The sequence below is a fragment of the Streptococcus danieliae genome, assembly GCF_013415245.1.
Taxonomy (GTDB): Bacteria; Bacillota; Bacilli; order Lactobacillales; family Streptococcaceae; genus Streptococcus; species Streptococcus danieliae_A.
This window is the reverse complement of record NZ_JACBXX010000181.1, coordinates 1-24,850: the sequence shown is the minus strand read 5'-3', so window position 1 is coordinate 24,850 and position 24,850 is coordinate 1. Positions and strand designations below refer to the sequence as shown.

At 44.5% G+C, this 24,850-nt stretch carries 24 protein-coding genes; 19 read left to right on the top strand and 5 right to left on the bottom strand.

The features are described from left to right. The 14 genes from dhaL (at position 1) to HZY94_RS08540 (ending at position 14,766) form a co-directional block, all read left to right on the top strand. Positions 1–588, top strand: coding sequence for a dihydroxyacetone kinase subunit DhaL (gene dhaL / locus HZY94_RS08605; protein ID WP_179925813.1), 588 nt, complete (start codon positions 1–3; stop codon positions 586–588). Continuing rightward, positions 576–950, top strand: a complete 375-nt coding sequence (gene dhaM / locus HZY94_RS08600) for a dihydroxyacetone kinase phosphoryl donor subunit DhaM (RefSeq protein ID WP_179925812.1) — start codon at positions 576–578, stop codon at positions 948–950. Before dhaL ends, dhaM begins: the two co-directional genes overlap by 13 nt. A gap of 467 nt (positions 951–1,417) precedes the next feature. Next, positions 1,418–3,208, top strand: coding sequence for an ABC transporter ATP-binding protein (locus HZY94_RS08595; protein WP_218925745.1), 1,791 nt, complete (start codon positions 1,418–1,420; stop codon positions 3,206–3,208). Then, positions 3,205–4,680, top strand: coding sequence for an ATP-binding cassette domain-containing protein (locus tag HZY94_RS08590; protein ID WP_179925810.1), 1,476 nt, complete (start codon positions 3,205–3,207; stop codon positions 4,678–4,680). Before HZY94_RS08595 ends, HZY94_RS08590 begins: the two co-directional genes overlap by 4 nt. 3 nt (positions 4,681–4,683) lie before the next feature. Further along, positions 4,684–4,974: a hypothetical protein gene (locus HZY94_RS08585; protein ID WP_179925809.1), complete on the top strand. Its 291-nt coding sequence runs from the start codon at positions 4,684–4,686 to the stop codon at positions 4,972–4,974. A gap of 178 nt (positions 4,975–5,152) precedes the next feature. Further along, positions 5,153–6,196: a glycerate kinase family protein gene (locus HZY94_RS08580; RefSeq protein ID WP_179925808.1), complete on the top strand. Its 1,044-nt coding sequence runs from the start codon at positions 5,153–5,155 to the stop codon at positions 6,194–6,196. A 145-nt stretch (positions 6,197–6,341) separates the two neighbouring features. Continuing rightward, complete coding sequence (locus tag HZY94_RS08575; protein ID WP_179925807.1) at positions 6,342–7,691, top strand: 6-phospho-beta-glucosidase; 1,350 nt, start codon at positions 6,342–6,344, stop codon at positions 7,689–7,691. A 4-nt stretch (positions 7,692–7,695) separates the two neighbouring features. Continuing rightward, complete coding sequence (locus tag HZY94_RS08570; protein WP_179925806.1) at positions 7,696–9,093, top strand: glycoside hydrolase family 1 protein; 1,398 nt, start codon at positions 7,696–7,698, stop codon at positions 9,091–9,093. A gap of 1 nt (position 9,094) precedes the next feature. Continuing rightward, positions 9,095–10,204: a DUF871 domain-containing protein gene (locus HZY94_RS08565; protein WP_179925805.1), complete on the top strand. Its 1,110-nt coding sequence runs from the start codon at positions 9,095–9,097 to the stop codon at positions 10,202–10,204. Positions 10,205–10,295: 91 nt separating this feature from the next. Next, positions 10,296–12,287, top strand: a complete 1,992-nt coding sequence (locus HZY94_RS08560) for a BglG family transcription antiterminator (RefSeq protein ID WP_179925804.1) — start codon at positions 10,296–10,298, stop codon at positions 12,285–12,287. Between the two features lie 12 nt (positions 12,288–12,299). Then, a complete protein-coding gene (locus HZY94_RS08555; RefSeq protein WP_179925803.1) occupies positions 12,300–12,611 on the top strand; it encodes a PTS sugar transporter subunit IIB in 312 nt (103 codons plus the stop codon). A 1-nt stretch (position 12,612) separates the two neighbouring features. Continuing rightward, positions 12,613–12,927, top strand: coding sequence for a PTS lactose/cellobiose transporter subunit IIA (locus tag HZY94_RS08550; protein WP_179925802.1), 315 nt, complete (start codon positions 12,613–12,615; stop codon positions 12,925–12,927). Positions 12,928–12,939: 12 nt separating this feature from the next. Then, a complete protein-coding gene (locus tag HZY94_RS08545; RefSeq protein WP_179925801.1) occupies positions 12,940–13,377 on the top strand; it encodes a DUF3284 domain-containing protein in 438 nt (145 codons plus the stop codon). 12 nt (positions 13,378–13,389) lie between these two features. Then, positions 13,390–14,766, top strand: coding sequence for a PTS sugar transporter subunit IIC (locus tag HZY94_RS08540; protein ID WP_179925800.1), 1,377 nt, complete (start codon positions 13,390–13,392; stop codon positions 14,764–14,766). 256 nt (positions 14,767–15,022) lie between these two features. On the opposite strand, the gene HZY94_RS08535 is transcribed toward HZY94_RS08540, so the two are convergent. The 4 genes from HZY94_RS08535 to HZY94_RS08520 all read right to left on the bottom strand — a co-directional run bounded on the left by HZY94_RS08535 (position 15,023) and on the right by HZY94_RS08520 (position 18,977). Continuing rightward, complete coding sequence (locus HZY94_RS08535; protein ID WP_179925799.1) at positions 15,023–16,390, bottom strand: sensor histidine kinase; 1,368 nt, start codon at positions 16,388–16,390, stop codon at positions 15,023–15,025. Further along, a complete protein-coding gene (locus HZY94_RS08530; protein ID WP_179925798.1) occupies positions 16,377–17,045 on the bottom strand; it encodes a response regulator transcription factor in 669 nt (222 codons plus the stop codon). Before HZY94_RS08530 ends, HZY94_RS08535 begins: the two co-directional genes overlap by 14 nt. A 111-nt stretch (positions 17,046–17,156) precedes the next feature. After that, complete coding sequence (locus tag HZY94_RS08525) at positions 17,157–17,798, bottom strand: PepSY domain-containing protein (protein WP_179925797.1); 642 nt, start codon at positions 17,796–17,798, stop codon at positions 17,157–17,159. Between the two features lie 126 nt (positions 17,799–17,924). After that, positions 17,925–18,977 carry an ATP-binding protein gene (locus HZY94_RS08520; protein ID WP_179925796.1) on the bottom strand — a complete coding sequence of 351 codons (1,053 nt, stop codon included), beginning with the start codon at positions 18,975–18,977 and terminating at the stop codon, positions 17,925–17,927. Between the two features lie 520 nt (positions 18,978–19,497). Between HZY94_RS08520 and HZY94_RS08515 the strand changes: the two genes are divergently transcribed. The 4 genes from HZY94_RS08515 to HZY94_RS08500 all read left to right on the top strand — a co-directional run bounded on the left by HZY94_RS08515 (position 19,498) and on the right by HZY94_RS08500 (position 23,216). Next, entirely contained in the window at positions 19,498–20,457 is a 960-nt protein-coding gene (locus HZY94_RS08515) for an ABC transporter substrate-binding protein (RefSeq protein WP_179925795.1), read from the top strand. A gap of 11 nt (positions 20,458–20,468) precedes the next feature. Continuing rightward, positions 20,469–21,443, top strand: coding sequence for an ABC transporter substrate-binding protein (locus HZY94_RS08510; RefSeq protein ID WP_179925794.1), 975 nt, complete (start codon positions 20,469–20,471; stop codon positions 21,441–21,443). A gap of 63 nt (positions 21,444–21,506) precedes the next feature. Then, positions 21,507–22,403 (top strand): ABC transporter permease, encoded by an 897-nt coding sequence (locus HZY94_RS08505; RefSeq protein WP_179923845.1) that lies wholly within the window; start codon positions 21,507–21,509, stop codon positions 22,401–22,403. Between the two features lie 12 nt (positions 22,404–22,415). Then, the gene (locus tag HZY94_RS08500) at positions 22,416–23,216 is read left to right on the top strand and encodes an ABC transporter ATP-binding protein (protein WP_179925793.1); all 801 of its coding nucleotides are present in this window, start codon (positions 22,416–22,418) and stop codon (positions 23,214–23,216) included. A 127-nt stretch (positions 23,217–23,343) separates the two neighbouring features. Here HZY94_RS08500 and HZY94_RS08495 read toward each other — a convergent pair whose 3' ends face one another. Beyond that, complete coding sequence (locus HZY94_RS08495; RefSeq protein ID WP_179925792.1) at positions 23,344–23,823, bottom strand: arginine repressor; 480 nt, start codon at positions 23,821–23,823, stop codon at positions 23,344–23,346. A gap of 101 nt (positions 23,824–23,924) precedes the next feature. On the opposite strand from HZY94_RS08495, the gene HZY94_RS08490 reads away from it, so the two are divergent. Continuing rightward, the gene (locus HZY94_RS08490) at positions 23,925–24,608 is read left to right on the top strand and encodes a Crp/Fnr family transcriptional regulator (RefSeq protein WP_179925791.1); all 684 of its coding nucleotides are present in this window, start codon (positions 23,925–23,927) and stop codon (positions 24,606–24,608) included. Positions 24,609–24,850: the final 242 nt, after the last annotated feature.

The following is a 24,850-nucleotide window of genomic DNA, read 5'->3' as shown; positions in this document are numbered from 1 at the left end:
ATGCAAATAGCAGAAGCAAAGAAATGGATGACTTTATTTCATGAAAAAATTCAAGCCCAGCAGGCTTTTCTCAGTGATTTGGACACGCCCATTGGTGATGGCGATCACGGGGGCAATATGGCTAGAGGTATGCAGGCGGTAGTTGCGGAGTTGGAAAGGCAGGACTTTGACTCAGCGGCGGACCTCTTCAAAATGGTTGCCATGCAACTCCTGTCCAAAGTTGGAGGCGCCTCAGGTCCTCTTTATGGATCGGCTTTCCTAGGCCTGAGTCAAAACATTGAGGGGCACGGACTGGAACAAGCTCTGACAGCGGCCTTAACTGCCATTCAAAAACGCGGTCAGGCTCAACTAGGAGACAAGACGATGGTTGATGTCTGGGTCCCAGTGCTAGCAACCTTACAAGCAGGCTCTTTGACAGCTCAACAAATCGCAGACTATGTCGAAGCTACCAAAGATTTACAGGCTAAAAAAGGTCGAGCTTCCTATGTCGGTGAACGTTCTGTCGGCCATGTGGATCCAGGCTCAGCCTCCTCGGGTCTCTTATTTGAAGCCATGCTTGAAGCGGAGGTTGTCCCATGTCAGAAGTAGGAATCTTATTAGTCTCCCATTCTCATAAACTGGCTAGTGGATTGGTCGAGTTAATCGTGCAAGTGGCCTCAGAGATTCCTTTGACCTATGTCGGTGGAACAGCTGACGGAGAGATTGGAACCAGTTTTGAAACGGTTTTGGAAGCAGTTGAAGCAAACCCCGCTCAAAAACTGTTAGCTTTCTATGACTTGGGTTCAGCCCGCATGAATCTTGAGCTGGTCGCGGAAATGACCGACAAGGAAGTCCATATCCAGTCTGTCCCTGTTGTTGAAGGAACCTACACCGCAGCAGCCCTGCTCCAAGTAGGAGCCAGCCAAGAAGAAATTCAGGCTCAGTTAGCAGAGTTAAGGATTCGAAAATAGTTAAGAATGGTTTCCATTTTGGGGAACCATTTTTGGCTAGTGTTGTTTGATTATAAAAATGTTGAGGAATAAAAGAGTATTTTGGTTTTTTATTGATTAATATATATGTTATCATTGATTTATTTAGGTAAATAAAGATATTCTTGGAGCTACAGATCGGAGGACTACGATTTTGGATTCTTTCATTGAAGCAGATAGTACCTTACAGGTTTTATTAGATACGGCAAAAAAAGTTAGTGAAGCGGTCAATGGCCATGTTTATTATGTTGATTTGACGAAACTTGGTCTAGAGACAAAGGTGGTGTAAACTATTATTACGGGAGATTTTCAAAATATGAATACACCTCTTATTTCAGTCAGTCCTAGATTATTTGAATTTGGAAAGAAATTTGGCTATGCTGACAAACTAACAACGTACGAGGAGTTATTCATGGGCGAATATCAACACTAAATAGAGGAGTGAAACTTTGAAAAGTAAGATAATTTCTTCTTCAGTTTTGGAAGTCCTTAGACTAGCTTTTAAAGAATTTCCTTGGTTAACAGTGATTTATCTAACTCTGGCTATTATTAATTCACTTTTTCCAACAGTCATTCTGGCTATGGTGACTTCCTATTTTATTGATAGTGTATTATCTATGGCAGGAAGCGGATCCTTCTCTCAGGGGATCCTTCTCCCCTTATTTTTGTTACTTTCTACCATGGTTTGTATGCGTATCCTTGAGGAAGTACCGAAATTTTTTGAAATTCGTCTTAAAGCTGCTATTGAACTATCTATCCTCCCTCTTATTGTGCAACAACAGGTCAATTTAGAGTATCAATGGTTGGAAGATAAGTCCAAGCAAGAATTGTTTAGCCTCTTAGTTGAAGATATTGTAGAGGTCTTTTTAGAGGGAATACAAGCTTATGCGGCAATTCTTCAAGGAATTGTGGCAGTGATTTCGGTTTTCTTTTTATTAACGAACCTTCTTTGGTGGTCTGGGATTCTAATTTTTTTATGTAGTATTCCTTTGTTTTCTCTATCTTTTTATCTAGGAAAGAAAAATTATGCGGCGAAAGTAGATGCTAAAAAATATGAACGTCGCTATAGTTATTATTCCGATCAAGTGTTGGTTGGTAAGGAAGCTTTAGAAGAGCGGATGCTATTTGGCTATGTGGATGATATGACAGGTCGCTATGAACAAGACTTTCAAAAAGCAAGTTCGATCCAATTGTTGGTTTTGTTAAAAACACGACTAGCGACAAGAGGCATGCAGATTGTCTTGATTTTACTGACGATACTGACTTCTATTTGTCTCCTCTATCCCTTGAGGGATGGAGAGATAAGTCCAGGGAATTTTATTGGGATCTTGACGGTTCTTTTTAATCTTGCGGAGATTTTAGGTGGGGATTTACAGGATTCATCTAAGAGTCTTGCAGAATGTGGGGAATATATGGCGGATTTTCGCCTTTTGATGGCTTTAGAAACAACACCAGGTGCGATGGACTTACCTGATCAAATGCCTATTGATTTAGAGCAAATTGAGTTTAAAGGAGTTTCTTTTAGCTACCCTGGTACAGATCGTTATGTCTTGCAGAATCTATCATTTGTTTTAGAGAAAGGAAAAGACTACGCCCTGGTGGGACCCAATGGTTCGGGGAAATCGACAATCGTAAAATTGCTTACAGGCCTCTATAGAGAGTATGAGGGGGAGATCTTGATAAATGGTAAGGAGTTACGGACTTACCCATTGTCGGCTATTAAAGCTTTGATCTCAACGGTATTTCAGGATTTTTCTCATTATCAAGTTCCTCTGAAGGATAATTTACAATTGGGGATGACTCGTGAAGTGGAGGAAAAGGACTACCTAAAAGCTTTGCAGCAGTCAGGATTAACGGAGTTATATGATTCTTTACCATTGGGACTAGATACTGCTTTAGGAAAGCTTCAGACAGGAGCGAGGGAGCTATCAGGAGGACAGTGGCAAAAAATTACTTTTGCACGCTCTTTGTTACATGCGGCTCCAATTAAAATTCTAGATGAGCCGACAGCTGCTCTGGATCCGATTGCAGAAGATAGCCTCTACCAAGAGTTTGGCCGCTTAATGCAAGATAAGACAACTTTGTTTATTAGTCATCGTCTAGGTTCGACGAAGCTTGCAGATCAAATTATTGTTTTAGATGGTGGAAGAATTGTGGAGCAAGGAATGTTTGAGAGTTTACTCAATCTTGACGGCTTTTTTTCTGAAATGTATAGCCTCCAGAAAGAGTGGTACCAATGAAACAAAAGTATTCATTTGAAATCATCACTGTTCGAAATACTATTGACTATTTTAAGAAATCAACTTGGTGGGGAGTTCTGGAGCAAGTTGTATCAACTCTTCGGGCGGTTTGTTTCGTGATGAGTTTATGGGCTATGCAGGAGATGTTTGATCGGGTTTATCGGTTTACGCAAGCTCAGATTAGTATTCTTGAATTTATAAGCTACTTATTATTGTTGTCTGTTATTTTGATTATAAATCAACTTTTAAATGGGTATAGCCAGTATTTGATGAGCCAAGTCTCTTACAGTAACATGGGGAAATTGATGGGAGACTTTCAGCGAAAATTAGGTAGAATTGATCCTGTTCATTTTGAAAGGGAAGAATTTTTAGATCAAATTGAACGAGCCAAGGACTGTTTAGAGTATGAGGAGTTAGGGCATTTGGCTTCCATTACCTTACAGTTTGTCAGCTATTACACTGTCCTTTTACTCCTGGTCGGATTTTATCTTTTCCAATTTTCTCCGCTTATTCCCATTATCATTGTGTTGTCCTTTATTCCTTTGGTTCTAGGGTATTTGCTTCATTATCGCCAAGCTCGCCAATTAGAAGAGGAAACCTATTCTTTGCGTCGTCAGAATCGCTATTATATTGAAAGTTTGGTTGGACCCCAGTTTTTTAAAGAAACAAGGCTATTAGGTGGCTTTGGGTACTTCTATCATCACTTTTTAAGTACCTTGTATTCGGTGGTTCGAAAAGAGGAAAGAGCTAGTCTGAAGATGATGTGGATTAAATTAGGTTTGAATCTTTTTTCTTATTTAGGATTTGGGTTCGTTCTTTACTTGCTTTTTATTGAATTGACACAAGGTAGAATATCTATTGGAGCTTTCTCTTCTATATTTATTCTCTTATCTCAATTTTTTTCCTTGGTAGATGAGCTTGTTTCAGATCATATTAGTGGAATTGGAGATTCTCTTTCTCAGGTGGTAAATTTCTACCAGTTAATGGACTTTCCTGAAAGAGGTGGGAATATGGGAGAAATTGATTTTTCTAAAGGATTAGTAGCCGAGCAAGTTTCTTTTAGTTACGGAGAATCAAGTCAGTTGATCTTAAAGGAGCTGAATCTAGCTCTACAAAAAGGTGAAAGTATCGCTTTGGTCGGAGCAAATGGATCTGGAAAAACGACTCTGATCCGTCTTCTACTGGGGTTATATACACCTACTTCTGGTCAAGTATGGATTGGAGATTTAGGGACGCAAACGACTCATCAAAGAAGTCTATTCCGAAGGACTTCGGGCGTTTTCCAACAGTTTCAACGCTACAAACTATCACTGCTGGATAATATTTGCATTAGTGATTGGTCTAAAAATGTTGAGGAATCCGTTATCGATCAATTATTGGAAGTGGTCGGTGGACATTTAAAATCGATAGATAAGGATATGATTTTAGCACCAGAATTTGGAGGAATCAACCTTTCAGGTGGACAGTGGTAACGCTTGGCAATCGCAAGGGGCTTGTATCGAGAACATGACTTTATCATAATGGATGAGCCGACAGCAGCGATTGACCCTAAGGAGGAGTATCGATTGTATCAGATGTTTGAACAGATAGTAGCAGAAAAAACATCGATTTTAGTGAGTCATCGCCTAGGGTCAGTGCGTTTAGCCAGTCGTATAGTTGTATTGGACCAGGGAGAAATTGTGGAGATTGGTAGTCACGAGGAACTTTTGGCAAAGAAAGGGAAATACTTTACCATGTGGAACTCTCAAGCTAAATGGTATGATTAGCAATATTTGTTTGATATTGGCTAAAAAGGGAAGACTTGAATAAGCATTCGAAAATAGCCAAGCTAGATTAGAGCATTCTAGATTAGAGCATTGGAGGGTATTTTATCCTAAATCTAAGTTTGTCCATCTACTGTTTAAAGCTCTAAAGTATAATAGCTAATAAGGAGGAGGTGTGTGGATGAAATTTCTAGTTGCGATTGATTCCTTTAAGGGTTCAGCTACATCGGTACAGCTGAATCAGGCGGCTAAAGCGGGGATTTTAGAAGCTCTACCAGATGCGGAAGTGGTAACCGTTCCAATTGCGGACGGGGGCGAGGGAACTCTAGAGGCACTGGCTTATGCTTTGGATGGCACTTGGGTTGAGGTGGAGACGGTGGACTTGATCGAACGTCCTCTTCGGGTTTCCTATTTTGTTAGTGGTCAGACAGCCTATATTGAGTCGGCGCGTGTTGTGGGGATTGATAAGATTGATCCGTCTCCTGAGACAGTTGAGCGAGCGACAAGCTTCGGTTTGGCAGCTTTATTCCGCGATGCCCTGAATCGTGGTTGTCAGGAGTTGGTTTTGACACTAGGTGGGAGTGGAACTTCCGATGGTGGTCGTGGCTTGCTGGAGGGACTTGGTGCGCAAGATCGGGAGCGACTGGCCCAAGTACGGTTACGGGGACTGACCGATGTGACCAATTCCTATGCAGGTCCCCAGGGCTATGCGGCTGTTTTTGGTCCCCAGAAGGGGGCGACTCCAGAGCAGGTGGCAGCCATGGATCAACTTGCACAAGATCAGGTACTTGAGATTAAGCAGGAAATGGGCTTAGATCTACAGGCGATTCCTGGAACAGGTGCGGCCGGTGGTTTGGGAGCTGCCGTGGTGATTCTGGGTGGAGCTCTGGAAGCTGGTTATCCTTTCATGGCGGAGAAGCTGGGCTTGACCCAAGCGGTGCAAGGAGCAGACTTGGTCTTTACCGGTGAGGGGCGTCTGGACCGGCAGAGTCTGCAAGGAAAGGTGCCGGTCGGAGTTGCGCAAACGGCCAGAGCAGCTGCTATTCCGGTTATCGCTCTAGGTGGCAGTGTAGAAGAGGTAGCCGAGTTCAAGGAGTTCTTCTTAGCTACTTTTTCGATTCAAAGACAGGTACTTCCTTTGTCTCAAGCCCTGGAAACAGAGACGACCCTGGCCAATGTTCAGACCCTAGTCCAAAACATTATCGCTAGCCGTTATGGTGAATAAAAGCCAAAAGCCCGCGAATTTTCGCGGGCTTTTTTCTACCCTCTTTTTTCCGTTTGCCTGCGGAAAATCTCGGTTCTTGGATTCGTTTACATCCGTGGGGTAAAGGTCTATAATCAGCTCAACAGGATAGAAAGAGGAGCGAGTGATGAAGGCTTTAAAATTAGTGACCTTAGGAGGTGGATCTTCTTACACCCCTGAGTTGGTGGAAGGGATGATTCAGCGGGCAGCGGAGCTTCCGATTGGTGAGTGGTGGTTTGTCGATGTGGAAGAGGGGGCTTGGAAGCAGGAGATCGTGGTTGGTTTGGCCCGTCGGATGGTGGCTAAGGCGGGTTTGGATTGGCGGATTCAGTCGACCTTAGACCGGCGGGCAGCTCTTGTTGATGCGGATTTTGTGACCTCTCAGTTTCGGGTTGGGCAGTTGGCGGCTCGCTACTTGGATGAGACCCTGCCTTTATCCTATGGCATGATTGGTCAGGAGACCAATGGTGCAGGTGGAATTTTCAAAGCCTTTCGAACGATTGAAGCCTATAAAGGGATTATTGCCGATATGAAGGAGCTGTGTCCGCAGGCCTGGCTCATTAATTTTACCAATCCAGCAGGGATGGTTACGGAGGCCATTCGGAATTATTTGGGTTGGGAAAAGGTGATTGGCCTTTGTAATATTCCAGTTGGTCAGAAGAAAAAGGCGGCTGAGGTTTTAGGGGTTGAGGAAAGCTTTCTGATGACCCGGCATGTGGGTCTCAACCACTTTCATTTCCATGAAGTCTGGGATCAGCAGGGTCAGAATCGAACGGCTGAGGTTTTAGAAAAGTTGTATGGGGAAGCCCAGCCGCAAGTGGCAGAAGCGGTGAAAAATATTAGTAATTTAGAATTTCCAATTGAGCTCTTACGAACCATTGGTCAACTTCCGTGTGACTATCATCGCTATTATTTTCTAGAGCAAGAGATGTTAGCCGATGCCCTAGACCGGTATCGACAAGGGCGGATTCGGGCCCAGGTTGTTCAGGATGTGGAGGAAGAACTTTTCCAACTTTATCAGGATCCAAATCTAGCAGAGAAACCCCAGCAATTGGAGGAGCGAGGTGGCGCTTATTACAGTGACGTAGCCTGTCAGATTATCCAAGCCATTTATCAGGATAGTCGTGAGGAGCTGACAGTATCCACGGTCAATAGGGGTGTTATTCCCTATTTGCCAGAAGACTGTGTGGTGGAGGTGTCTTGCCTGATCACGGCTCAGGGAGCGATTCCCTTAGCCTGTCCAGCGACTGGGAGACTGGTTACAGGTTCTTTAAAATTGATGAAAGAAATGGAGTTGGCGACGATTGAAGCAGCGCTCACAGGAGATTATGAGCGAGCCTTGGAGGCCTTTAGTCTTAATCCCTTAATTGCCAATGGGCCGAGGGCTGAGAGCTTGCTTCAGGATTTACTGCTGGCACATGAGGCCTATCTGCCTCAATTTGCGCCGGCGATTGCAAGGATTAAAGAAAAGAGGTAACAAAATGATTAAAGACTATCGTTTTCCAGCAGGTTTTCTGTGGGGATCTTCGACTTCTGGTCCCCAGAGTGAGGGGATTGAGGCTGGTGATGGTAAGGGAATGAGTAATTGGGATTATTGGTATAGTATCGAACCTGAACGATTCCACGGGCAAATTGGTCCTGAGCAGACGTCAACCTTTTACAAGAACTTTGCCCAGGATGTTGACTTGCTTGTTGAAACGGGCCATACGGTTTTTCGGACTTCGATCCAGTGGTCTCGACTGATCCCTCAGGGGCGTGGGGAGATTAATCAACCAGCGGTGAACTTCTACCGTCAGGTTTTTCAAGCCATTCGTGAGCGGGGGATTCAGCTTTATGTCAACCTCTACCATTTTGATCTCCCCTATGCCTTGCAAGAAGAAGGGGGCTGGGAGTCCAAGGAGATTGTTTGGGCTTATGAGGCCTATGCGCGGACGTGTTTTCAATTGTTTGATGATTTAGTAGACCGTTGGATTACGTTTAATGAGCCGATTGTGCCTGTCGAATGTGGTTATTTAGGGACTTGTCATTACCCTGCAAAAGTCGATGCCAAGGCAGCTGTCGCTGTGGCCTATCATACACAATTAGCGTCTGCTCTTGCCGTTCAGGCCTGTCATGCGCACAATCCTGACAAAAAGATTGCCATTGTTTTAAACTTGACGCCAGCTTATGCCAAGAGTCAGGATCCAGCGGATCAGAAGGCGGCCCGGATAGCAGAACTGTTTCAGACGAGGTCTTTCTTGGATCCGTCTTTGCAGGGAAGTTATCCAGACGAGTTGCTGGATTTGCTTGAGGAGTATGGTCTGCAGCCTCAAGTGACAGACGAGGAGCTTGAGGTTATTGCGCGAAATACCGTTGATTTCCTAGGGGTGAATTATTACCAGCCTCTGCGGGTGCAGGCTCCTAGTTTGACCTATCAGGAGGGGGACCAGCTGTTACCAGATCATTTCTTTGCGCCTTACGATCTGCCGGGTAAAAAGATTAACCCTCATCGTGGTTGGGAAATTTACGAACAAGGCTTATATGATATTGCTCTTAACCTGCGGGACAACTATGGGAATCCGGAATGGCTGGTAACGGAGAACGGCATGGGAGTTGAGGGGGAGGAGACTTTCAGGGACCAAGGCCGGATTCAGGATGACTATCGTATCGACTTTATCAAAGGCCATTTAAAAGAATTGCATCGGGGAATTGAGGCCGGTTCGAATTGTAAGGGCTATATGATGTGGACTTTCATTGATTGCTGGTCTTGGCTCAATGCTTATAAGAATCGCTATGGATTTGTGGAATTAGATTATGAAAGTCAGGAGCGGAGGCTTAAGAAATCGGGCCTTTGGTTTAAGGACGTGAGCCGCAGGAATGGTTTTCTAGAGGAGGAGTAACATGATTGGATTTGGTTTTTCCTTGTATCCGGAAAATTATGGTTTGGATGAGAGTCGGGCTTATATGGAGTTACTCAAGTCCTATGGGGCCAGTCGTCTATTTATGAGCTTGCTTCAGTTAGAGGGGGCTAGTACCGGAGCATTAGAGCACTACCGCCAGTTAATCAGTATCGCCTCGGATTTAGGTTTTCAGGTGGTTGCGGATGTCAGTCCTGGCTTTGTGGAGGCTAATGGTTGGCAGGGACAAGTCATGGAGCGAGCAGCTGACTTGGGTCTTTATGGGATTCGATTGGATGAGGCCCTACCACTGGAAGAAATTGTAGCCATGACCCATAATCCCTATGGCATCAAGATTGAGTTGAATCTTTCAACAGATAAACAGCTCTTGATGGAACTTCTGTCTAGCTCGGCTCAGAGAGAAGCCCTCATTGCCTGCCATAATTTTTACCCGCATGCCTATACGGGTTTGTCCCAAAAGCACTTTTTAGAGATGTCAGCTTTTTTCAAGAAGCAGGGGATTCGAACGGCGGCTTTTGTGTCTGCCCAGACGGCCTCGGAAGGCCCTTGGCCGTTAGAGGAAGGTTTACCCACTCTGGAGGAACATCGCTTTCGTCCCTTGGCGGCTCAAATTGAATGGTTCAAGGCAACGGGGCTGATTGATGATATCCTGATTGCTAACCAGTTTGTCAGTCGGGAGGAACTCGAAGCCATACGTTGGAGTGTGACTGCGGAGGTGGTGACCCTGGAAGTGGAGGCAGCGGCAGATTTATCAGCGGTAGAGCAGGAAATTATCGCTTTTCCGCATGTCTATCGTGGGGATATTTCAGATTACCTGTTACGCTCAACCCAGCCCCGTCTAGTTTTTGCCCAGGAGAGTTTGCCTCCGAGGAGTCGAACTGCTTATCCAGTTCAGCGTGGGGATGTATTGATGGATAATGACCTTTATGGTCGCTATAAGGGAGAATTGCAGCTTGTCTTACAGGACTTTGAGGCGTCTCCTAAAGTGAATCGGGTCGGTCGGATTTCCGAGGCCTATGTGCCCATCCTTGATCTTATTCAGCCTTGGCAGGATTTTCGTCTGAGATTGGTGAAGGCCGAGGAATTTCATTAAGGCAACGGAAAAAGGCGGGATTTTGAAAGCGGACACAAATGGTATAATCTGTTTATAAGATATCTATTTATGAATGTAAAAAGGAGGAATCATGCTTTCTAGAAAAGAAATTTTCCTCTTAGACCATTTTACCGAGAACCCGAATCATTACTATTCCAGTCAGGATTTGTCTCTGCTCCTTGGGGTCAGTGATCGGACTGCTAGGAAGTACCTGCAGTCTTTGGCAGGCTCATTAGAGCATTCTGGGGCTAGATTGGTGTCCAAGCAGGGCAAAGGTTACCAATTGATTATTGATCAGCCGTTTGAGTTTCAGGTATTTTGGCAAGAGGAACGAAATCGCAAGAAGCAGGGGTATGATGGGAATCATTTTGAAGAGGCTGAGGACCGCAAGCAGTATCTTCTCAATCGGTTGTTTTTTGAGGAGGGGGCTTTGGCTCTGGAGGATTTGCAACAGGAGCTTTTTATTGCCCGGACGACCCTTCAGACCCTACTGGCGGAGGTTCGAAAACTATTAGAGAGCTATCAACTCAAGTTGGTGGTTCATAAGGGGCGCGTGCAGGTTGAGGGTTCAGAGCTGGCTAGTCGCAATTTCATGATGGCTTATTTCTTCGGTCAGGAGAATCAGAATCTGTCTTATGGTTTGCTGGAAACGGAATTGCTTGATGGGATTTCTTTTTCGGCTTTGCTGACGATTGTAATGGACCAGTGTCGCTTAGCTGGACTGCGAATTTCGGACTTTGTTTTGAAAAATCTGGTGCTCCATATCGCTCTCCTCTTACAACGGGTGAAGCAGGGCTCTAGTCTTAGGGAATTTCCTTTGCCATCCCAGTTAGAGGCTTCGCGAGAGCTAGATGTTGCTCAAAAGATTTTGGGGCGTGTGGAGGAACAATTTGGAGTGAACCTTGCTCCAGAAGAGGCTCACTATATCACCCTTCATTTGAAAGTTAAGTTACCTGATGATCCCGACCAGCTCCATCCTGGACAAGAAAGCCTAGAGGAACATCTGAGCCAGGCCCTTCACAGTTTATCCCAGAAATCGGGCTTAAATCTGGTCCAAGATGGCCAACTAGTCAAGGGACTTTTGGCTCATTTACAGCCGCTCTTGAGTCGTTTAGAAAATGGAATGTCGATGGTGAATCCACTATTGGAGCCAATTTGTCAGGATTATCCAGAGGTTTTAGAGTTAACGAAAGAGGCGTTTTCGACCTTGCCGGAATTGGAAGATTTTCAGGTTTCTGATGATGAGTGGGCTTACCTGGCCTTACATGTTCTGGCAGCAATTGAGCGTTATCAGCGGGAGGACAAGGCTAGGGTACTGGTTGTCTGTTCAACAGGCGTAGGTTCTGCTCTGATGTTGAAAAATCGCTTGGAAAAAGAGTTTGCTGGGGATTTGGAAATTGTCGATGTTCTGTCCTACTACGAGGTGACAGAAGAGCGTTTGGCGGGAATTGATTTCATTATTTCTTCGCTTAGCCTGTCAAACTTGGTTTTTCTAACGCCGGTTTTAACGGTTAGTGTCTTTTTGTCGGATCAAGATATTCAGAAAATCCGAAGTCATCTCAGAAGAGGGAGTCTACCTGATCAAGGTTCTGAGAAAGATCGTTGGCTGAGTTTGTCCCAGGCAGATTTTATTGTTCAAAGTCTTTTTTCACCTGAGCGCTTCTTGGTCTTTGATTCAGCTGATCGGAATTTTGTCCTAGAGGAATTAATTGCTAGCTTAGATGAGGGCTTTAAAAAAAGAGAGCTTGAGGACTTTAAGGAGCAGGTGGAGTTGAGGGAAAATTACAGTTCGGTGGTTTTTGGAGACTCCTTGGCTTTTCCCCATCCAGCTAAGCCGCTTAGCTATCGGGAACAGGTGGCCGTTGCTGTGATTAAGGATAAGGTAGAGTGGGAGGCGGGAAAAAGCGTTTCATTTGTCTTTTTACTTTCCCCTTCCACAGGCTCCAATCCTTATTTTAAATATGTATCGCCATCCTTGGTGGGTTTTGTTCAGGATACGGTTCTACAGGAAAAATTGCTGGCCAATCCAAACTATGAACAATTAGTCGAAATTATGATTCCCCTTATACAAGCACAGGGGTAGAAGGAGTAAACCATGAAAAATATTATGTTAGTTTGTAATGCAGGTATGTCAACAAGTATGTTGGTTACCAAAATGCAGAAAGCGGCTGAGGATCAGGGCTTAGAGGCGAATATCTGGGCAGTCCCGGTATCCGAAGCCGATAATGAGGTGGGAGCTAAGGCTATTGATGCGATCTTATTAGGTCCACAAGTGAAATTCTTGCTCAATGATTTTAAGGACAAATTTGAACCGCAAATCAAGGTTGATGCCATCAATATGATGGATTACGGAGTAATGAATGGAGAAAAGGTCTTGGATGCTGCACTGGTTATGATGGAGGACTAGGATGGATCGGAATCAAGACTTACAGGCAATTATGGGGCTGATTATGTACGGTGGAGAAGCCAAGGGGTACGCGGTTCAAGCTATTCAAGCAGCCAAGCAGAAGCATTTTGAGGAAGCAGATCGTCTTTTAGCTGAAGCAACCAAATCACTCAATATTGCCCATAATTCACAAACAGACCTCTTGGCCAAAGAAGCAGGGGGACAGCCAATGGACGTGAGTCTTTTGATGGTTCATGGGCAGGATCATTTGATGACCGCCCTGGTCTTTATTGATTTGGCTAAAGAATTTGTGGATGTTTATAAACACATGATGTAGAAGGAGTTGCAGATGAAGGTGACCAGAATTGGGACAGTACCGATTGCTCGTCTGTTTGAGACGCTTCTTAGATCCCTGCAGGCAGATTACCAAGAAAATACAGGGGAGCTACTAGAGCTCCAAGAATTGCAAGCGGGCCTGACCTATATCAAACAGTTTGGAGATAAGAACCAGCATAGCGTTGGTGTTAAGGTCTTGGAACTACAGGAACCGAGCTTGTACCGGGTTCACTTTCAATCCAATCGTGGCGATGAATTTATCACCTATGAATGCCAAGCTCTGAACCAGGAGGAAACTCAGGTTAGCTATGCCTATGATTTTGTCGCCAAAGATTGGTTTGGTAAGGCCAATCATTTCCTCATGTCGAAACTGTTGACCAAGAGTTTAGAGCGACAGTTTGATGCCCAACTCCAAGCCCTCATCCGCCACGCCCAAGAACAAGAAGAATAGGAGGTTGACTGTATGTCCAACTTTACAGAAAAGTTCATGGAAATAGCCGGCAAGATAGGTTCTCAACGCCATCTGATTGCAATCCGGGATTTCTTTATTTCCACCATGCCCATCACCATGGCCGGTGCCGTAGCCGTTCTTTTGAATGTTTTCCTACGCGACCTACCGACCAATTTTGGCTGGACAGGCTTTGTCGAAGCCGTTCAGCCCATCATTGAGATCAATGGTTATGTTTATTTTGGAACCATTGGGATCATGGCTCTGATTTTCTCCTTTAGCTTTGGTTACCATTTATCACAAATGTATAAGGTAAATCCTCTGGCCGGAGGTCTGATTTCCTTTGCCTCTTTTGTGGCGACCATTCCACAGAGCATCAGCATCTCCACCCTTTTGGAAGGGATTGATAAGGCAGCGCTGGCTGGTTTGGAAAAAATCGGTCTAACGCTAACAACTACGGACGGGTTAACCAGCCTTGAAACCAGTCAATGGGGAGCTATTGCTCTGAAATATGGTGGTGCTACAGGTCTCTTCTCCGCTTTGGTGATTGGATTTCTAGCGACTTGGATTTATGCGACCCTGGTTAAACACAATGTTGTGATTAAATTACCGGATACAGTTCCACCAGCGGTGAACAAGGCCTTTGCGGCCATCATTCCAGGGACAGCTGCCATTTATGTTTCTTCTCTTCTAGCTTACGGAGTTTTTGCTCTAACAGGTCAATCTTTGAGTGATGTGGTTTCCACTTATATTCAAATTCCTCTTCTTGGACTTTCCCAAGGGCTGGGATCGGTTATTTTGGTAACCTTCTTAGTGCAACTTTTCTGGTTCTTTGGCCTACATGGCCACAATGTCTTGGCACCCGTTATGGAAGGCATCTACAGTGTTGCCTTGAACGAAAATACAGCAGTCTACAATGCGACTCAAAGTACAGCTGACCTACCTTGGCTTTGGACCCGCGGTTCTTTTGATGCCTATGCGCAAATGGGTGGCTCTGGCGTGACCCTAGCCCTAATTGTTGCGATTTTCTTATTCTCGAAACGGGAAGAATACAAGGTTGTAGCCAAGTTATCTGCCCCAATGGGTGTTTTCAATATCAATGAGCCGATGATTTTCGGAATTCCTATGGTTTTGAATCCACTCTTTATTATTCCTTGGTTACTCGTACCGCTAATCTGTGCTGCGATTGCCTACTTAGCAACAGCTTCTGGTCTGATTCCACCAGTCTTTGCGGCGGTACCTTGGATTACACAACCAGGTCTCTATGCTTATTTAGCAACTGGAGGTTCGGTGATGGCAGCAGTTGTTTCCCTCTTTAACCTACTCGTCGCCTTTCTAATCTGGACTCCATTTGTGATAGCAGCCAATAAGGTTCAAGCAGGTGAGCAGTAATGGGATCTAAAAATCGCCATCCCTTTTTACTGGCTCTCGGAACTTTTCTGATTGCCATTAGTCCCCTTAATGGGACTCCTTATTTAACGATTATCTCAGGACTTGTCCTTATTCTACTGAGTTTTATATTCAGTAGAGGGGGCAAAAATAAAACATCTCACTAAATGAAGGAAGTGTTTTGTCTGTGGAGGAGACTCTAGTCGTTATTGTGAATAAAAGCCAAAAAACCGCAAATATTGCGGTTTTTTGATGTCTGTTAGGTCGAGCTTTTTACCAGGGGAAGGGTTACGATGAAGCTGCTGCCGTGTTTGGGTTGGGAGTGCACCTGGATTTGTCCCTGGTGCTGGTGGACAATTTCGCGGACGAGGGAGAGGCCGAGGCCGATTCCTTGTCCCTGATTTTTGTTGCGGTCTTGGGCGACCTGGTAGAATTTTTCCCAGATACGGTCGACTTGGTCGGTGGGAATGCCGGGTCCGTTGTCTGAGATACTTAGGATAGCTTGGTCTGCCTGGATGTCAAGTTGGATCTGAATCCAGTTCGTGGTGAATTTGCGGGCGTTGGACAGGAGGTTGTCTAGCAAGCGTTGCAGTTGGAGGGCCTGACCGGATATTTGAATGTCCTTTTGGACTTCGAGGTCAACCTGAATGCCATCTGTTTCCAGTAATCTGCGGAAGTCCAGGCCTTTTTCGGTTACCAGCTCGGAGAAGTTGAGGATTTGGAGGTCGGTTGGAGTCCCCTTCTCCAGACGAGCCAGCTCTAGAATTTGCTCGACCAGGGCCTTCATTTGTTGGGCCTGGCGGTGAATAATGCCATGGGATTCCTGGGCTTCTGCCAGTTCCTGGGCGTAGTCACGTCCGTATTGGCTTTCCGAGAGGATCACGGTAAGTGGTGTGCGCAGCTCGTGGGAGACATCGTTGGTCAGTTGGCGTTCGCGTTGGAAGCTGCTTTCAATCGTTTCCAACATGTGGTTGATGGTTGCCGCCAACTGTGTCAGCTCATTGTTTTCATTTCCTTGTGGAATTCTTTGGGAAAAATCCTGGCTGAGGCGAATGCGATCGGCTGTTTGGCCAATGGCCTCAACAGGCTGGAAGGCGGTTTTTAAGATGCGATAGCCACCCCAGCTGATAATTCCTAGCAAAAAGGGAGCGATCATGGCCAGGGTGAGGATAAAGAATTGCAATTCTGGGTTGCTGGTGTTTTGGCTGGTAACAGCCCGCAGCCAGTGCTTGCTGCCAGGGATGGCGGTGTCAACGTAGTAGTAGTCCTGATTTTTCCCAGAGGTTTCTAGAACTTGTCCCTTGGAGAAGGGGAGCTGGGTATTAAAATCGCTAGGGAAAAAGGGTTGCAAGGCCTGGTTGTTTTCATCATAGATAGAATAATAGATCCCATCATCGAAGCCCTCTAGGTCTTCCTCATCTTCCTCCTCAGCGAGGGCTTGGGCGGTGTCAATGGCTTCCTCTTGGAGGAAGGTCTGATCGGCAGAACTGGCTAGGGAATGGCTTAAGAGAAAGGCGACTCCAAAAAAGCTCAGGAGAATCAGCAGAATAAAACCGGAGTACCAGGCATTAACCCGCCGAATAATAGAGGAATTGGCCCTTTTGCCCAGAAATTTAGAAAATGACATAACCGAGTCCTCTTTTGGTTTGAATTAAGGAATCTTTGGAGGATTCATGGAGTTTACGGCGGATATTCTTAATCAGCACTTCAATATTATTGGAATCCCCATCGTAGTCGAAATCCCAGACATGCTCCCGGATCTGGTCGCGGGACAGGACCTGCCCCCGATGACTCATTAGGTAGGCTAGGATTTCATATTCTTTGGTGGTTAGCGGAATCAGCTGCTCCTCCTTCCAAACCTGCTGACTGCTCAAATCGAGACGAACGGCACCAATCTGAATTTGCGAAGATGAAACAGCAGGCTGTTCCCGCCGGGTAATGGCCCGCAGACGGGCCAGTAATTCTGGAAATTCAAAGGGCTTGACCAGGTAATCATCGGCCCCTAAATCTAGCCCCCGGACCTTGTCCTCCAGACTATCCTTGGCGGTTAAAAAGAGGACCGGCGTTTGCTGGTTCTGTTGCCGCAGGGTCTGAACCAGCGTGAAGCCATCCATACGCGGCATCATCACATCCACGATTAAGGCATCGTAATCACTCGTTGCCAAATAATCCAAAGCCTCCTCTCCGTCAAAGGCTGCATCAACACTATAGGCCTGGGTCTTGAGCAGTTTGACCAGGCTACGGTTCAAATCTAATTCATCTTCCACAATCAGCAGTTTCATCTGTACCTCTTTTCTACTTCCTTTAGTATAGCAAATCCGAGCCTAAAAATGAGCGGGTGAGGAGATAACCCCCGAGTTTGAAGGCTCGGGGGTTACTTGGATTTGTTTGAATTAGTAATTTGGGGTTTCAGCCAGGCTAAGATCTTTTGCGTTGACGAGGATCTCTTGGAAGCTGTCACCGTTTAAGATTTCTGCTTGATAGGTGACGGATTTGCTGGTATTTTCCAGGCTAATGTCCAAGATTTTTGCAGTAGGATATTCCTTTAGCAATGCTTTTTCCACTTCAGCGATTGATTTTTCCGGTTGCGCCTTGAGTTTGTCATCCGTTTCTAGAGGCTCTTCGGATTTACGCAGTACTTTTCCGCTAGTAGCATCGAGTTCCAGTTTGATTTCGCGATCCTTAGATTGAAGCTGGATATCATAAATGACTTGTTGGTTGTAGCGTTCTAAGCTGATATCTGTGATGGTAGCGGCTCCTGCTTCCTTGAGGGCAGCCTTGGCCGCTGCTTCAAAATTAAGTTGCGGGTTTACGTCGCGGATCTGTTTGATAATTTGGTCTCGCGCTTGGTTCTGATCCCAATCGTCTTCCTCATCCCAGTCCCAATCAAACTGGTCATCCCAATCCCAGTCCTGCTGACTTTCTTGGAATGAGGAATTAGTAGTGGCGTAAACACCAGCAGATCCAACACCAGCAGCGCCTAGTACCAGTACAGAAATAAGAATAAGTCCTTTACGTTTTAGAATTGATTTCATGAGTAGATCTCCCCTTTTCATTTTGTATGGTTTTAGTATAAAGGAGAAAAATGAAGGGAAAATGAAGAAAGGAAATGATTTTAAAAAAAGTAGTGATCTTTTACCGTATTGGTGAAACCGCTCGTTCTAACGATTGTATAAGACCATATGCTGCAAGAAATTATGAAATCTGGGGAGTGTTAAGGCCAAGTAACCTCTTTTGCTTGCTCGGACAATGCCTTTTCGAATCAATCGTTCTCGGTAAACAGAAAATTTATTGGCGGGGAAATCAATAGTATCACGGAGCTGGCTCACGGCTACCTCTTTGTCGGGGCTGTCTAGAAAGGCTTCTAGAACTTCTCGGTCAAGGTCAGATAGTTCTGACCAAATTTTATTGTAGACATATTCTTGGAGGTAGTCATCGAAGGCATTTAAGAGCTGGCTAAGCTCTTTTTCTTGTTCTGTCCATTTGAGGTAGCCTAGTACTTGGAAAGCGAAGGGGAAACCTTTGGTCAATTTGCTCATCTCCACAGCTTCGATATCAGATAGCTGGAAAATCTCTTGGTAGGATTTGGCAATGGATTGATAATTCAAAGGGGATACATAGATTTTTTTAGAGCGGTGTAGAAATGTCAAACTTGAATCGTTTTGAAGAAGAGAGATATTTTCGTATAAACCGGTCATTAGTAGAGATACCGGTAGGTCATCACTGATCCATAATTGAAAGGAAGAAACAAAGGCTTTTAGGTCCTCTGTTTTTGTAACTTCATCAATAGCGATAAGAACTTTTTTCTGATGTTTCTGGAGTTGCAAAAACATTTTTTCCAGTGCGGTCTCGATGTTTACGACAGGAGGGACCTGTTCGATGTCGATTCCCAAACCGAAAAGAGACAGATTTAGCTTTGCCTGATGAAAGAGAATTCCGATCTCGGGCTCTTCGTATAATTTTGCGGCTAAACTTTCGAATAATGGGCGATTGGGGTTTAGTTTTATGGTAATCCAGTCTTGTCTTTCTTTTAAGCGACGAGCGATTTCATTCATCATAACCGTTTTACCAACTCCTCTGACTCCTGTTAGAATATAGGCTTGTGAAGAAGGGTTGACAGAAGTGATGTCTTCTAAAATCATGGTTGTTTGTGAGGTGCGGTCGATATAGGTGAATGGTTTTTTACCAAAACCAAGTGTAAAAGGATTTGTCATTTTTACCTCCTTAGTTATTCTTTGATCGTTTATAACTATTTTATAATCTTTTATAATTAAGTTCAATTTTTATAATCTTTTATAATTCATTCGATCTTTTATATTCTTTTATAATTTGTCTTACTGGAGAGATTTTTTGGAAAAAAAGCTGAAAAGGGCTTGACACCTTTTTCAAAATAGTTTACCATATCCTTAACCTTAAAAATGGAGAAAGGAAAAACTACGGTATGTTGAGAACTAGCCAAACAACAGCAGTGAATCATACATATTTCTACAGCTACTTTTAGATAGTGTTTGTAGCCTGGTTTCATGGATACAAACACGAGAACGTTTCGTTTGTATCTATGTAGCTGTGGTAGTTTTGACTGTACCTGCATAGATGGGATATCTAGGTGGCAGGTCAAATCAGTCTGTTTCTTCATACAGTTGAATTGAAAAGGGGCCGTTTAGATAGCAGAAACGGTCCCATTTTTTGTATCCAGGTTCTCGTTTAAGGAAAAGACAAAGAGGAGAAATGAATATGCGATTTAAGAAGTTTTTGACAGGCTCGGTAGCCTTTTTATCCGCTGTAACCTTAGCAGCCTGCTCAGCATCGAGTGGTCAGAATGGAGAGACTAAGGTTGGGATTATCCAATACGCAGAGCATGAAGCCCTCACTTCAACGCGTCAAGGCTTTATGGAAGCTCTTGAAAAAGCCGGATACAAAGAAGGGGAGAATCTAAGGGTTGACCTTCAAAATGCTCAAGGGGACCAGGCTAATCTTCAAACCATGGTCGAGCAGTTGGCTGGCAAAAATGATGTGAACTTTGCCATTGCGACACCAGCAGCCCAGTCTTTGTTGAGTGTGGATGCTGAAACACCATCGGTCTTTACAGCTGTTACGGATCCTGTTGCAGCTGGTTTGGTGGATTCTTTGGAACAACCTGGTGGAAGTATGACAGGTTCAACGGATTCTGCGGATGTCAAAGGACAATTGGACATGTTGTTGAAAGTGGTTCCGGATGCGAAAACGGTTGGGATCTTCTACAACTCCAGTGAAGTTAACTCTGAGTCCCAAGCCAAAGAAGCAGAGAAAATCTTGAAAGGCAAGGGAATCAAGGTTGTTATCAAAACAGTCACAACAACCAATGATGTTCAACAAGCGGTTACGTCATTGGCAGGACAAGTAGATGCAATCTACTTCCCAATCGATACAACAGTTGCTTCGACAGCGGGTACTATCGGTGATGTTTTGAAAGAAGCGAAAGTCCCTGCTATGGGTGGAGACAACGCTGTGATTGACGCAGCACTCTTTACCTACGGGGTAGATTACCATGCGATTGGTGTTCAGGCTGGTGAATTGGCAGTTGATATCCTTAAAGGAGAAAAACCAGCTGATTTAGCAGTTAAAGCACCTGAAAAAGCAAGTATTGCAGTGAATGAAGAGATGGCTAAGGTTCTGGAAATTGATCCAGAAACCATTAAAGCCTTAGAGAAATAAAGGAAGAAACTATGAAAAAAATCGGAAAATATTTACTCACAACCTCATTAATCGGTCTAGCAGCTCTTGGTTTGGCGGCTTGTTCGAGCACTCAAAGCCAATCTGGAAATGCGAACGGTGTCAAAGTTGGGATTCTTCAGTATATGGAGCACGATTCCCTAACAGCAGCTCGAGAAGGATTTAAAGCAGAGTTAGCTGACAATGGTTATAAAGAGGGTGAGAAGCTTACCTTGGATTACCAAAATGCCCAAGGAGACCAAGCCAATCTCCAAACGATTTCGGAGCAATTGGCTAGCAACAATGACTTGGTTCTAGCGATTGCAACTCCAGCGGCTCAAAGTTTGGCAACAGCTTCAACAGATACACCGATTCTTTTCACGGCAGTTACAGATCCCCTATCGGCTGATTTGGTAGAGTCCATCAAAAAGCCAGGCGGTCTCTTGACAGGTACCAGTGACCAGGCACCGATTGACAAACAGGTTCAATTGTTGGGACAAGCGGTACCGAATGCCAAAACAGTTGGAATTCTTTACAACACGAGTGAACGAAATTCGGAAGTCCAGGTCGAAACAGCTCAACCCTTGCTTGAAAAAGCGGGCTATAAAGTGGTCTTGAAGGGAATTTCAAATACCAATGGAGTGCAAGATGCGGTAACCAGCTTGATGAAGGATGTGGATGCTGTCTTCATTCCAACGGATAATACGGTTGCTTCAACCATGACCATGATTGGTGAACTTTCTGTCAGCCACAAGGTTCCTGTAATTGGTGGTTCTACCGACATGGTGGACGAGGGTGGTCTCCTAACTTATGGAACCAATTATGAAGCGTTGGGACGGCAGACAGCCAAGATGGCTTTGAAAATCCTCGAAGGGGCACAACCAGCTGAGATGGCTGTGGAATACCCAGAAACAGTTAGCCTCCATGTTAATGAAGAGATGGCTAAGAAACTGGGAATTGACACAAGTAAATTAACTGTAAAAGATTAGGTGAAATTGTTGGGATTAGAGACAGTGACTCATTGTTCTCTAATCTCCTAAAAGGAGTAGAACGTGGATCTTATTTTATCAAGTGTGTCACAGGGGCTTTTGTGGTCGATTATGGCCATCGGTGTTTATGTGACCTATCGTATTTTGGATATTGCCGATTTGACAGCAGAGGGAGCTTATCCCCTCGGTGCAGCTGTAGCTGCTACCGGAATTGTTGGGGGGATGAATCCTCTACTTGCAACCTTATTGGCCTTTGTAGCCGGGATGGGAGCAGGTTTGGTATCCGGACTTCTTCATACTAAGATGAAAATTCCAGCCCTTTTGACAGGGATTGTTACCCTAACTGGTTTGTATTCCATTAACTTAAAGATTTTAGGTAAGGCCAATGTGGCCCTGCTTCGTCAGGAGACCCTGGTTACCCAACTGCAGGGTCTGGGTTTGAGCAAAACAACAGCTGTCCTCATTATCGGAAGTCTCTTTGTGGCTGTTGTGATTCTCTTGTTAACCTTGTTGATGAATACGCAAATTGGTTTGGCGCTGCGCTCAACGGGGGATAATATTCCGATGAGTGAGGCTAATGGAATCAATGTTAACCGCATGAAAATTTATGGCTACATGTTGTCCAATGGGTTGATCGCCTTGAGTGGTGCTCTGCTAACGCAGAACAATGGCTTTGCGGATTTGAACTCAGGGACTGGGACCATTGTTATTGGTTTGGCCTCTGTGATTATTGCGGAAGTTATTCTGCGCAACTTGCGTATTGGTTGGCGTCTGCTCTCAGTTGTCTTGGGATCAGTGATCTACCGCTTGATTATCTTGGCTATCTTGGAAATCCCAGGTATGGATGCGGATCTTGTGAAACTCTTCTCAGCAACTCTCTTGGCCGTTGTTCTTTTTGTGCCAGAAATTCAAAAGAAGTTGCGTGTGCGTAAGATCAATGTGACAGACAAAACGGCATAGGAGGAAAGCAAGATGACAAGTATTTTATCCATTCAAGATATTCATAAAACCTTCGAAGCTGGCACCATCAATGAAAACCATGTGCTTCGGGGAATGAACCTCGAGGTTGAAGAAGGGGATTTCATCTCCATCATCGGTGGGAACGGGGCAGGAAAATCAACGTTGATGAATACCCTAGCCGGAACTTTGTTGGTTGACTCAGGAGACATCCTTCTAGAAGGGAAATCCATCAAGACGGTACCTGCTGCGAAACGGGCTGTTGACATCAGTCGTGTTTTCCAAGATCCCAAAATGGGAACAGCCTCGCGGTTGACAATTGAAGAAAATATGGCTGTAGCCTACCGTCGTGGTCAAAAACGGGGCCTCAGTTGGGGAGTTAAAGATTCTGAACGGAAAATTTTCAAAGAAGCCTTGAAAGAACTTGGTTTGGGCTTGGAAAACCGGATGAAAGTGGACACCCAATTCCTATCCGGAGGCCAACGCCAAGCGCTAACGCTGTTGATGGCTTCCTTGGTAAAACCAAAGGTTCTGCTTCTAGATGAGCACACAGCTGCCTTGGATCCGAAAACCAGTGATATGGTGATGGATTTGACCAAAAAAATTGTTGAAAAAGACAAACTAACAGCTCTGATGATCACCCACAATATGGAAAATGCCATCGAGTATGGAAACCGCTTGGTGATGCTCCATCAAGGTCGCATTGTGGTGGACGTCAAAGGAGAAGAAAAAGCCAATCTTACCGTCCAAAACCTCTTGGACCTCTTCCACAAAAACAGTGGCCAAGCCTTGGTTGACGATGAAATGATGTTATAAGACAGAAACCTGAATCGCCCTTAGACGATTCAGGTTTCTTTGCTTTTGGATTGAAGATGAGCACGGGAAAAAACCTTCTGTGTAGGGGAGAAGGAAGTCGGTTATTCACACTAGCGGCTGTAACTTTTTAAGGGCTATCCTGACCGAAGAAAAAGGGTGGGGTATATTGGCCGAGGATTTGAAAGGTTGTTTGAGCTTGCTTTTGATCTTCGCAGATGATGAGGCAGACATCATCCCCGCAAATGGTGGCCACAATCTGGCTTAGGGCCATATTGTCCAAGATAGCCCCAAAAGCTTGAGCTTGACCAGGGAGGCTCTTGAGGATCACTTGATTCTGAACCACGCGCATAGCCAGCAGTGAGTCCTCCATGTAGAAGCGCAGTCGCTGTTCCAAATTGTTATTGGGTAGACTGACAGCTTGGTAGTAACTCGTCCCATTGTTGTTGACCTTGACCAGGTTAAGATCTTTAATGTCACGGGAGAGAGTAGCCTGGGTGACTTCGATGCCATTGTCCCGGAGGCGGTCTTGGAGTTGATCTTGCGTATGAATCCGTTCTTGACTGATGAGAGACCGGATTAAGTGTTGTCGCAGTGATTTTTTGTACATCATATCTCCTTTCTTTCCCCCTAAGTATAGCAAAAAATTTGAAAACGGAAACAAATTCCTGAAAACCCTTTATGATATAATAACTATTGAGGAGGTGGCCTATGATTTCTAAGAATGATTACGATTATTTACGATCCTTAGACGATTTCCGTTTCTTTCCGGCCTATGAGTTTGACCAATTAGCTCGGAAAACCAAATTACGACGAGCTGGGAAGGGGCAGCGTCTTTTCTTTGTTGGGGATGCGCGTGAGAATCTCTTTTTGGTCCAAAGTGGCTATTTTAAAATTGAGATGGCAGACCAGTCCGGTTCCTTTTACTACATGGATTTTATCCAACATGGAACAATTTTTCCTTATGGTGATTTATTTACAGAGGACGTCTATCATTTTTCTGCTCTGGCCATGACCGATGTGGTTTATTATGAACTACCGGTGCAACTCTATGAGGAATATTCTCTGAAAAATCCAGAACAGATGAAGCATCTGTTTGGTAAGGTCTCGCGTCTGTTGAATCTGCATGAGTTGCGGGTTCGCAATACGGTTACTTCCAATGCTAAAGATCGGGTGATTCAATCTTTAGGAATTCTCTTCTGGGAGATGTTGAAATCTGATGAGAGTACCCTACCGTTTAAGTTGACGACCTATGAATTAGCAGATATGAGTGGGACGACTCGGGAAACAGTTAGTCGGGTGCTGAAGGAACTCAAGGAGGAAGAAAAGATTCAAATTTCAGGCAAACATGTTTCCTTTCTAGATCGTGACTATTTTTACCAATATACCAAATAAGGGGGTGGCTGAGCCACCCCTTTTAATATAGGCTGAATTTATAACTATTCATTGCCTTGCCCTAAGTGTATAAAAACACAGCTTTTCTGGACACTGATGAAAGAATATACTTTTTATACTAAATAAAAATCGAATTTTGAATTATAATAGATTGTATGAAATTGAAATTAGATAAACAACAAGAAACTGAATTGAGATTAGCTCTTAGAAATAAAGACTACGCTACTTATCATAGACGCATC

Excerpts from the sequence above, each read along its gene's own strand:
- dhaL (WP_179925813.1), top strand. The coding sequence starts at position 1 with ATGCAAATAGCAGAAGCAAAGAAATGGATGACTTTATTTCATGAAAAA.
- dhaM (WP_179925812.1), top strand. The coding sequence starts at position 576 with ATGTCAGAAGTAGGAATCTTATTAGTCTCCCATTCTCATAAACTGGCT.
- HZY94_RS08590 (WP_179925810.1), top strand. The coding sequence starts at position 3,205 with ATGAAACAAAAGTATTCATTTGAAATCATCACTGTTCGAAATACTATT.
- HZY94_RS08580 (WP_179925808.1), top strand. The coding sequence starts at position 5,153 with ATGAAATTTCTAGTTGCGATTGATTCCTTTAAGGGTTCAGCTACATCG.
- HZY94_RS08575 (WP_179925807.1), top strand. The coding sequence starts at position 6,342 with ATGAAGGCTTTAAAATTAGTGACCTTAGGAGGTGGATCTTCTTACACC.
- HZY94_RS08570 (WP_179925806.1), top strand. The coding sequence starts at position 7,696 with ATGATTAAAGACTATCGTTTTCCAGCAGGTTTTCTGTGGGGATCTTCG.
- HZY94_RS08565 (WP_179925805.1), top strand. The coding sequence starts at position 9,095 with ATGATTGGATTTGGTTTTTCCTTGTATCCGGAAAATTATGGTTTGGAT.
- HZY94_RS08560 (WP_179925804.1), top strand. The coding sequence starts at position 10,296 with ATGCTTTCTAGAAAAGAAATTTTCCTCTTAGACCATTTTACCGAGAAC.
- HZY94_RS08555 (WP_179925803.1), top strand. The coding sequence starts at position 12,300 with ATGAAAAATATTATGTTAGTTTGTAATGCAGGTATGTCAACAAGTATG.
- HZY94_RS08550 (WP_179925802.1), top strand. The coding sequence starts at position 12,613 with ATGGATCGGAATCAAGACTTACAGGCAATTATGGGGCTGATTATGTAC.
- HZY94_RS08545 (WP_179925801.1), top strand. The coding sequence starts at position 12,940 with ATGAAGGTGACCAGAATTGGGACAGTACCGATTGCTCGTCTGTTTGAG.
- HZY94_RS08540 (WP_179925800.1), top strand. The coding sequence starts at position 13,390 with ATGTCCAACTTTACAGAAAAGTTCATGGAAATAGCCGGCAAGATAGGT.
- HZY94_RS08535 (WP_179925799.1), bottom strand. The coding sequence starts at position 16,390 with ATGTCATTTTCTAAATTTCTGGGCAAAAGGGCCAATTCCTCTATTATT.
- HZY94_RS08530 (WP_179925798.1), bottom strand. The coding sequence starts at position 17,045 with ATGAAACTGCTGATTGTGGAAGATGAATTAGATTTGAACCGTAGCCTG.
- HZY94_RS08525 (WP_179925797.1), bottom strand. The coding sequence starts at position 17,798 with ATGAAATCAATTCTAAAACGTAAAGGACTTATTCTTATTTCTGTACTG.
- HZY94_RS08520 (WP_179925796.1), bottom strand. The coding sequence starts at position 18,977 with ATGACAAATCCTTTTACACTTGGTTTTGGTAAAAAACCATTCACCTAT.
- HZY94_RS08515 (WP_179925795.1), top strand. The coding sequence starts at position 19,498 with ATGCGATTTAAGAAGTTTTTGACAGGCTCGGTAGCCTTTTTATCCGCT.
- HZY94_RS08510 (WP_179925794.1), top strand. The coding sequence starts at position 20,469 with ATGAAAAAAATCGGAAAATATTTACTCACAACCTCATTAATCGGTCTA.
- HZY94_RS08500 (WP_179925793.1), top strand. The coding sequence starts at position 22,416 with ATGACAAGTATTTTATCCATTCAAGATATTCATAAAACCTTCGAAGCT.
- HZY94_RS08495 (WP_179925792.1), bottom strand. The coding sequence starts at position 23,823 with ATGTACAAAAAATCACTGCGACAACACTTAATCCGGTCTCTCATCAGT.
- HZY94_RS08490 (WP_179925791.1), top strand. The coding sequence starts at position 23,925 with ATGATTTCTAAGAATGATTACGATTATTTACGATCCTTAGACGATTTC.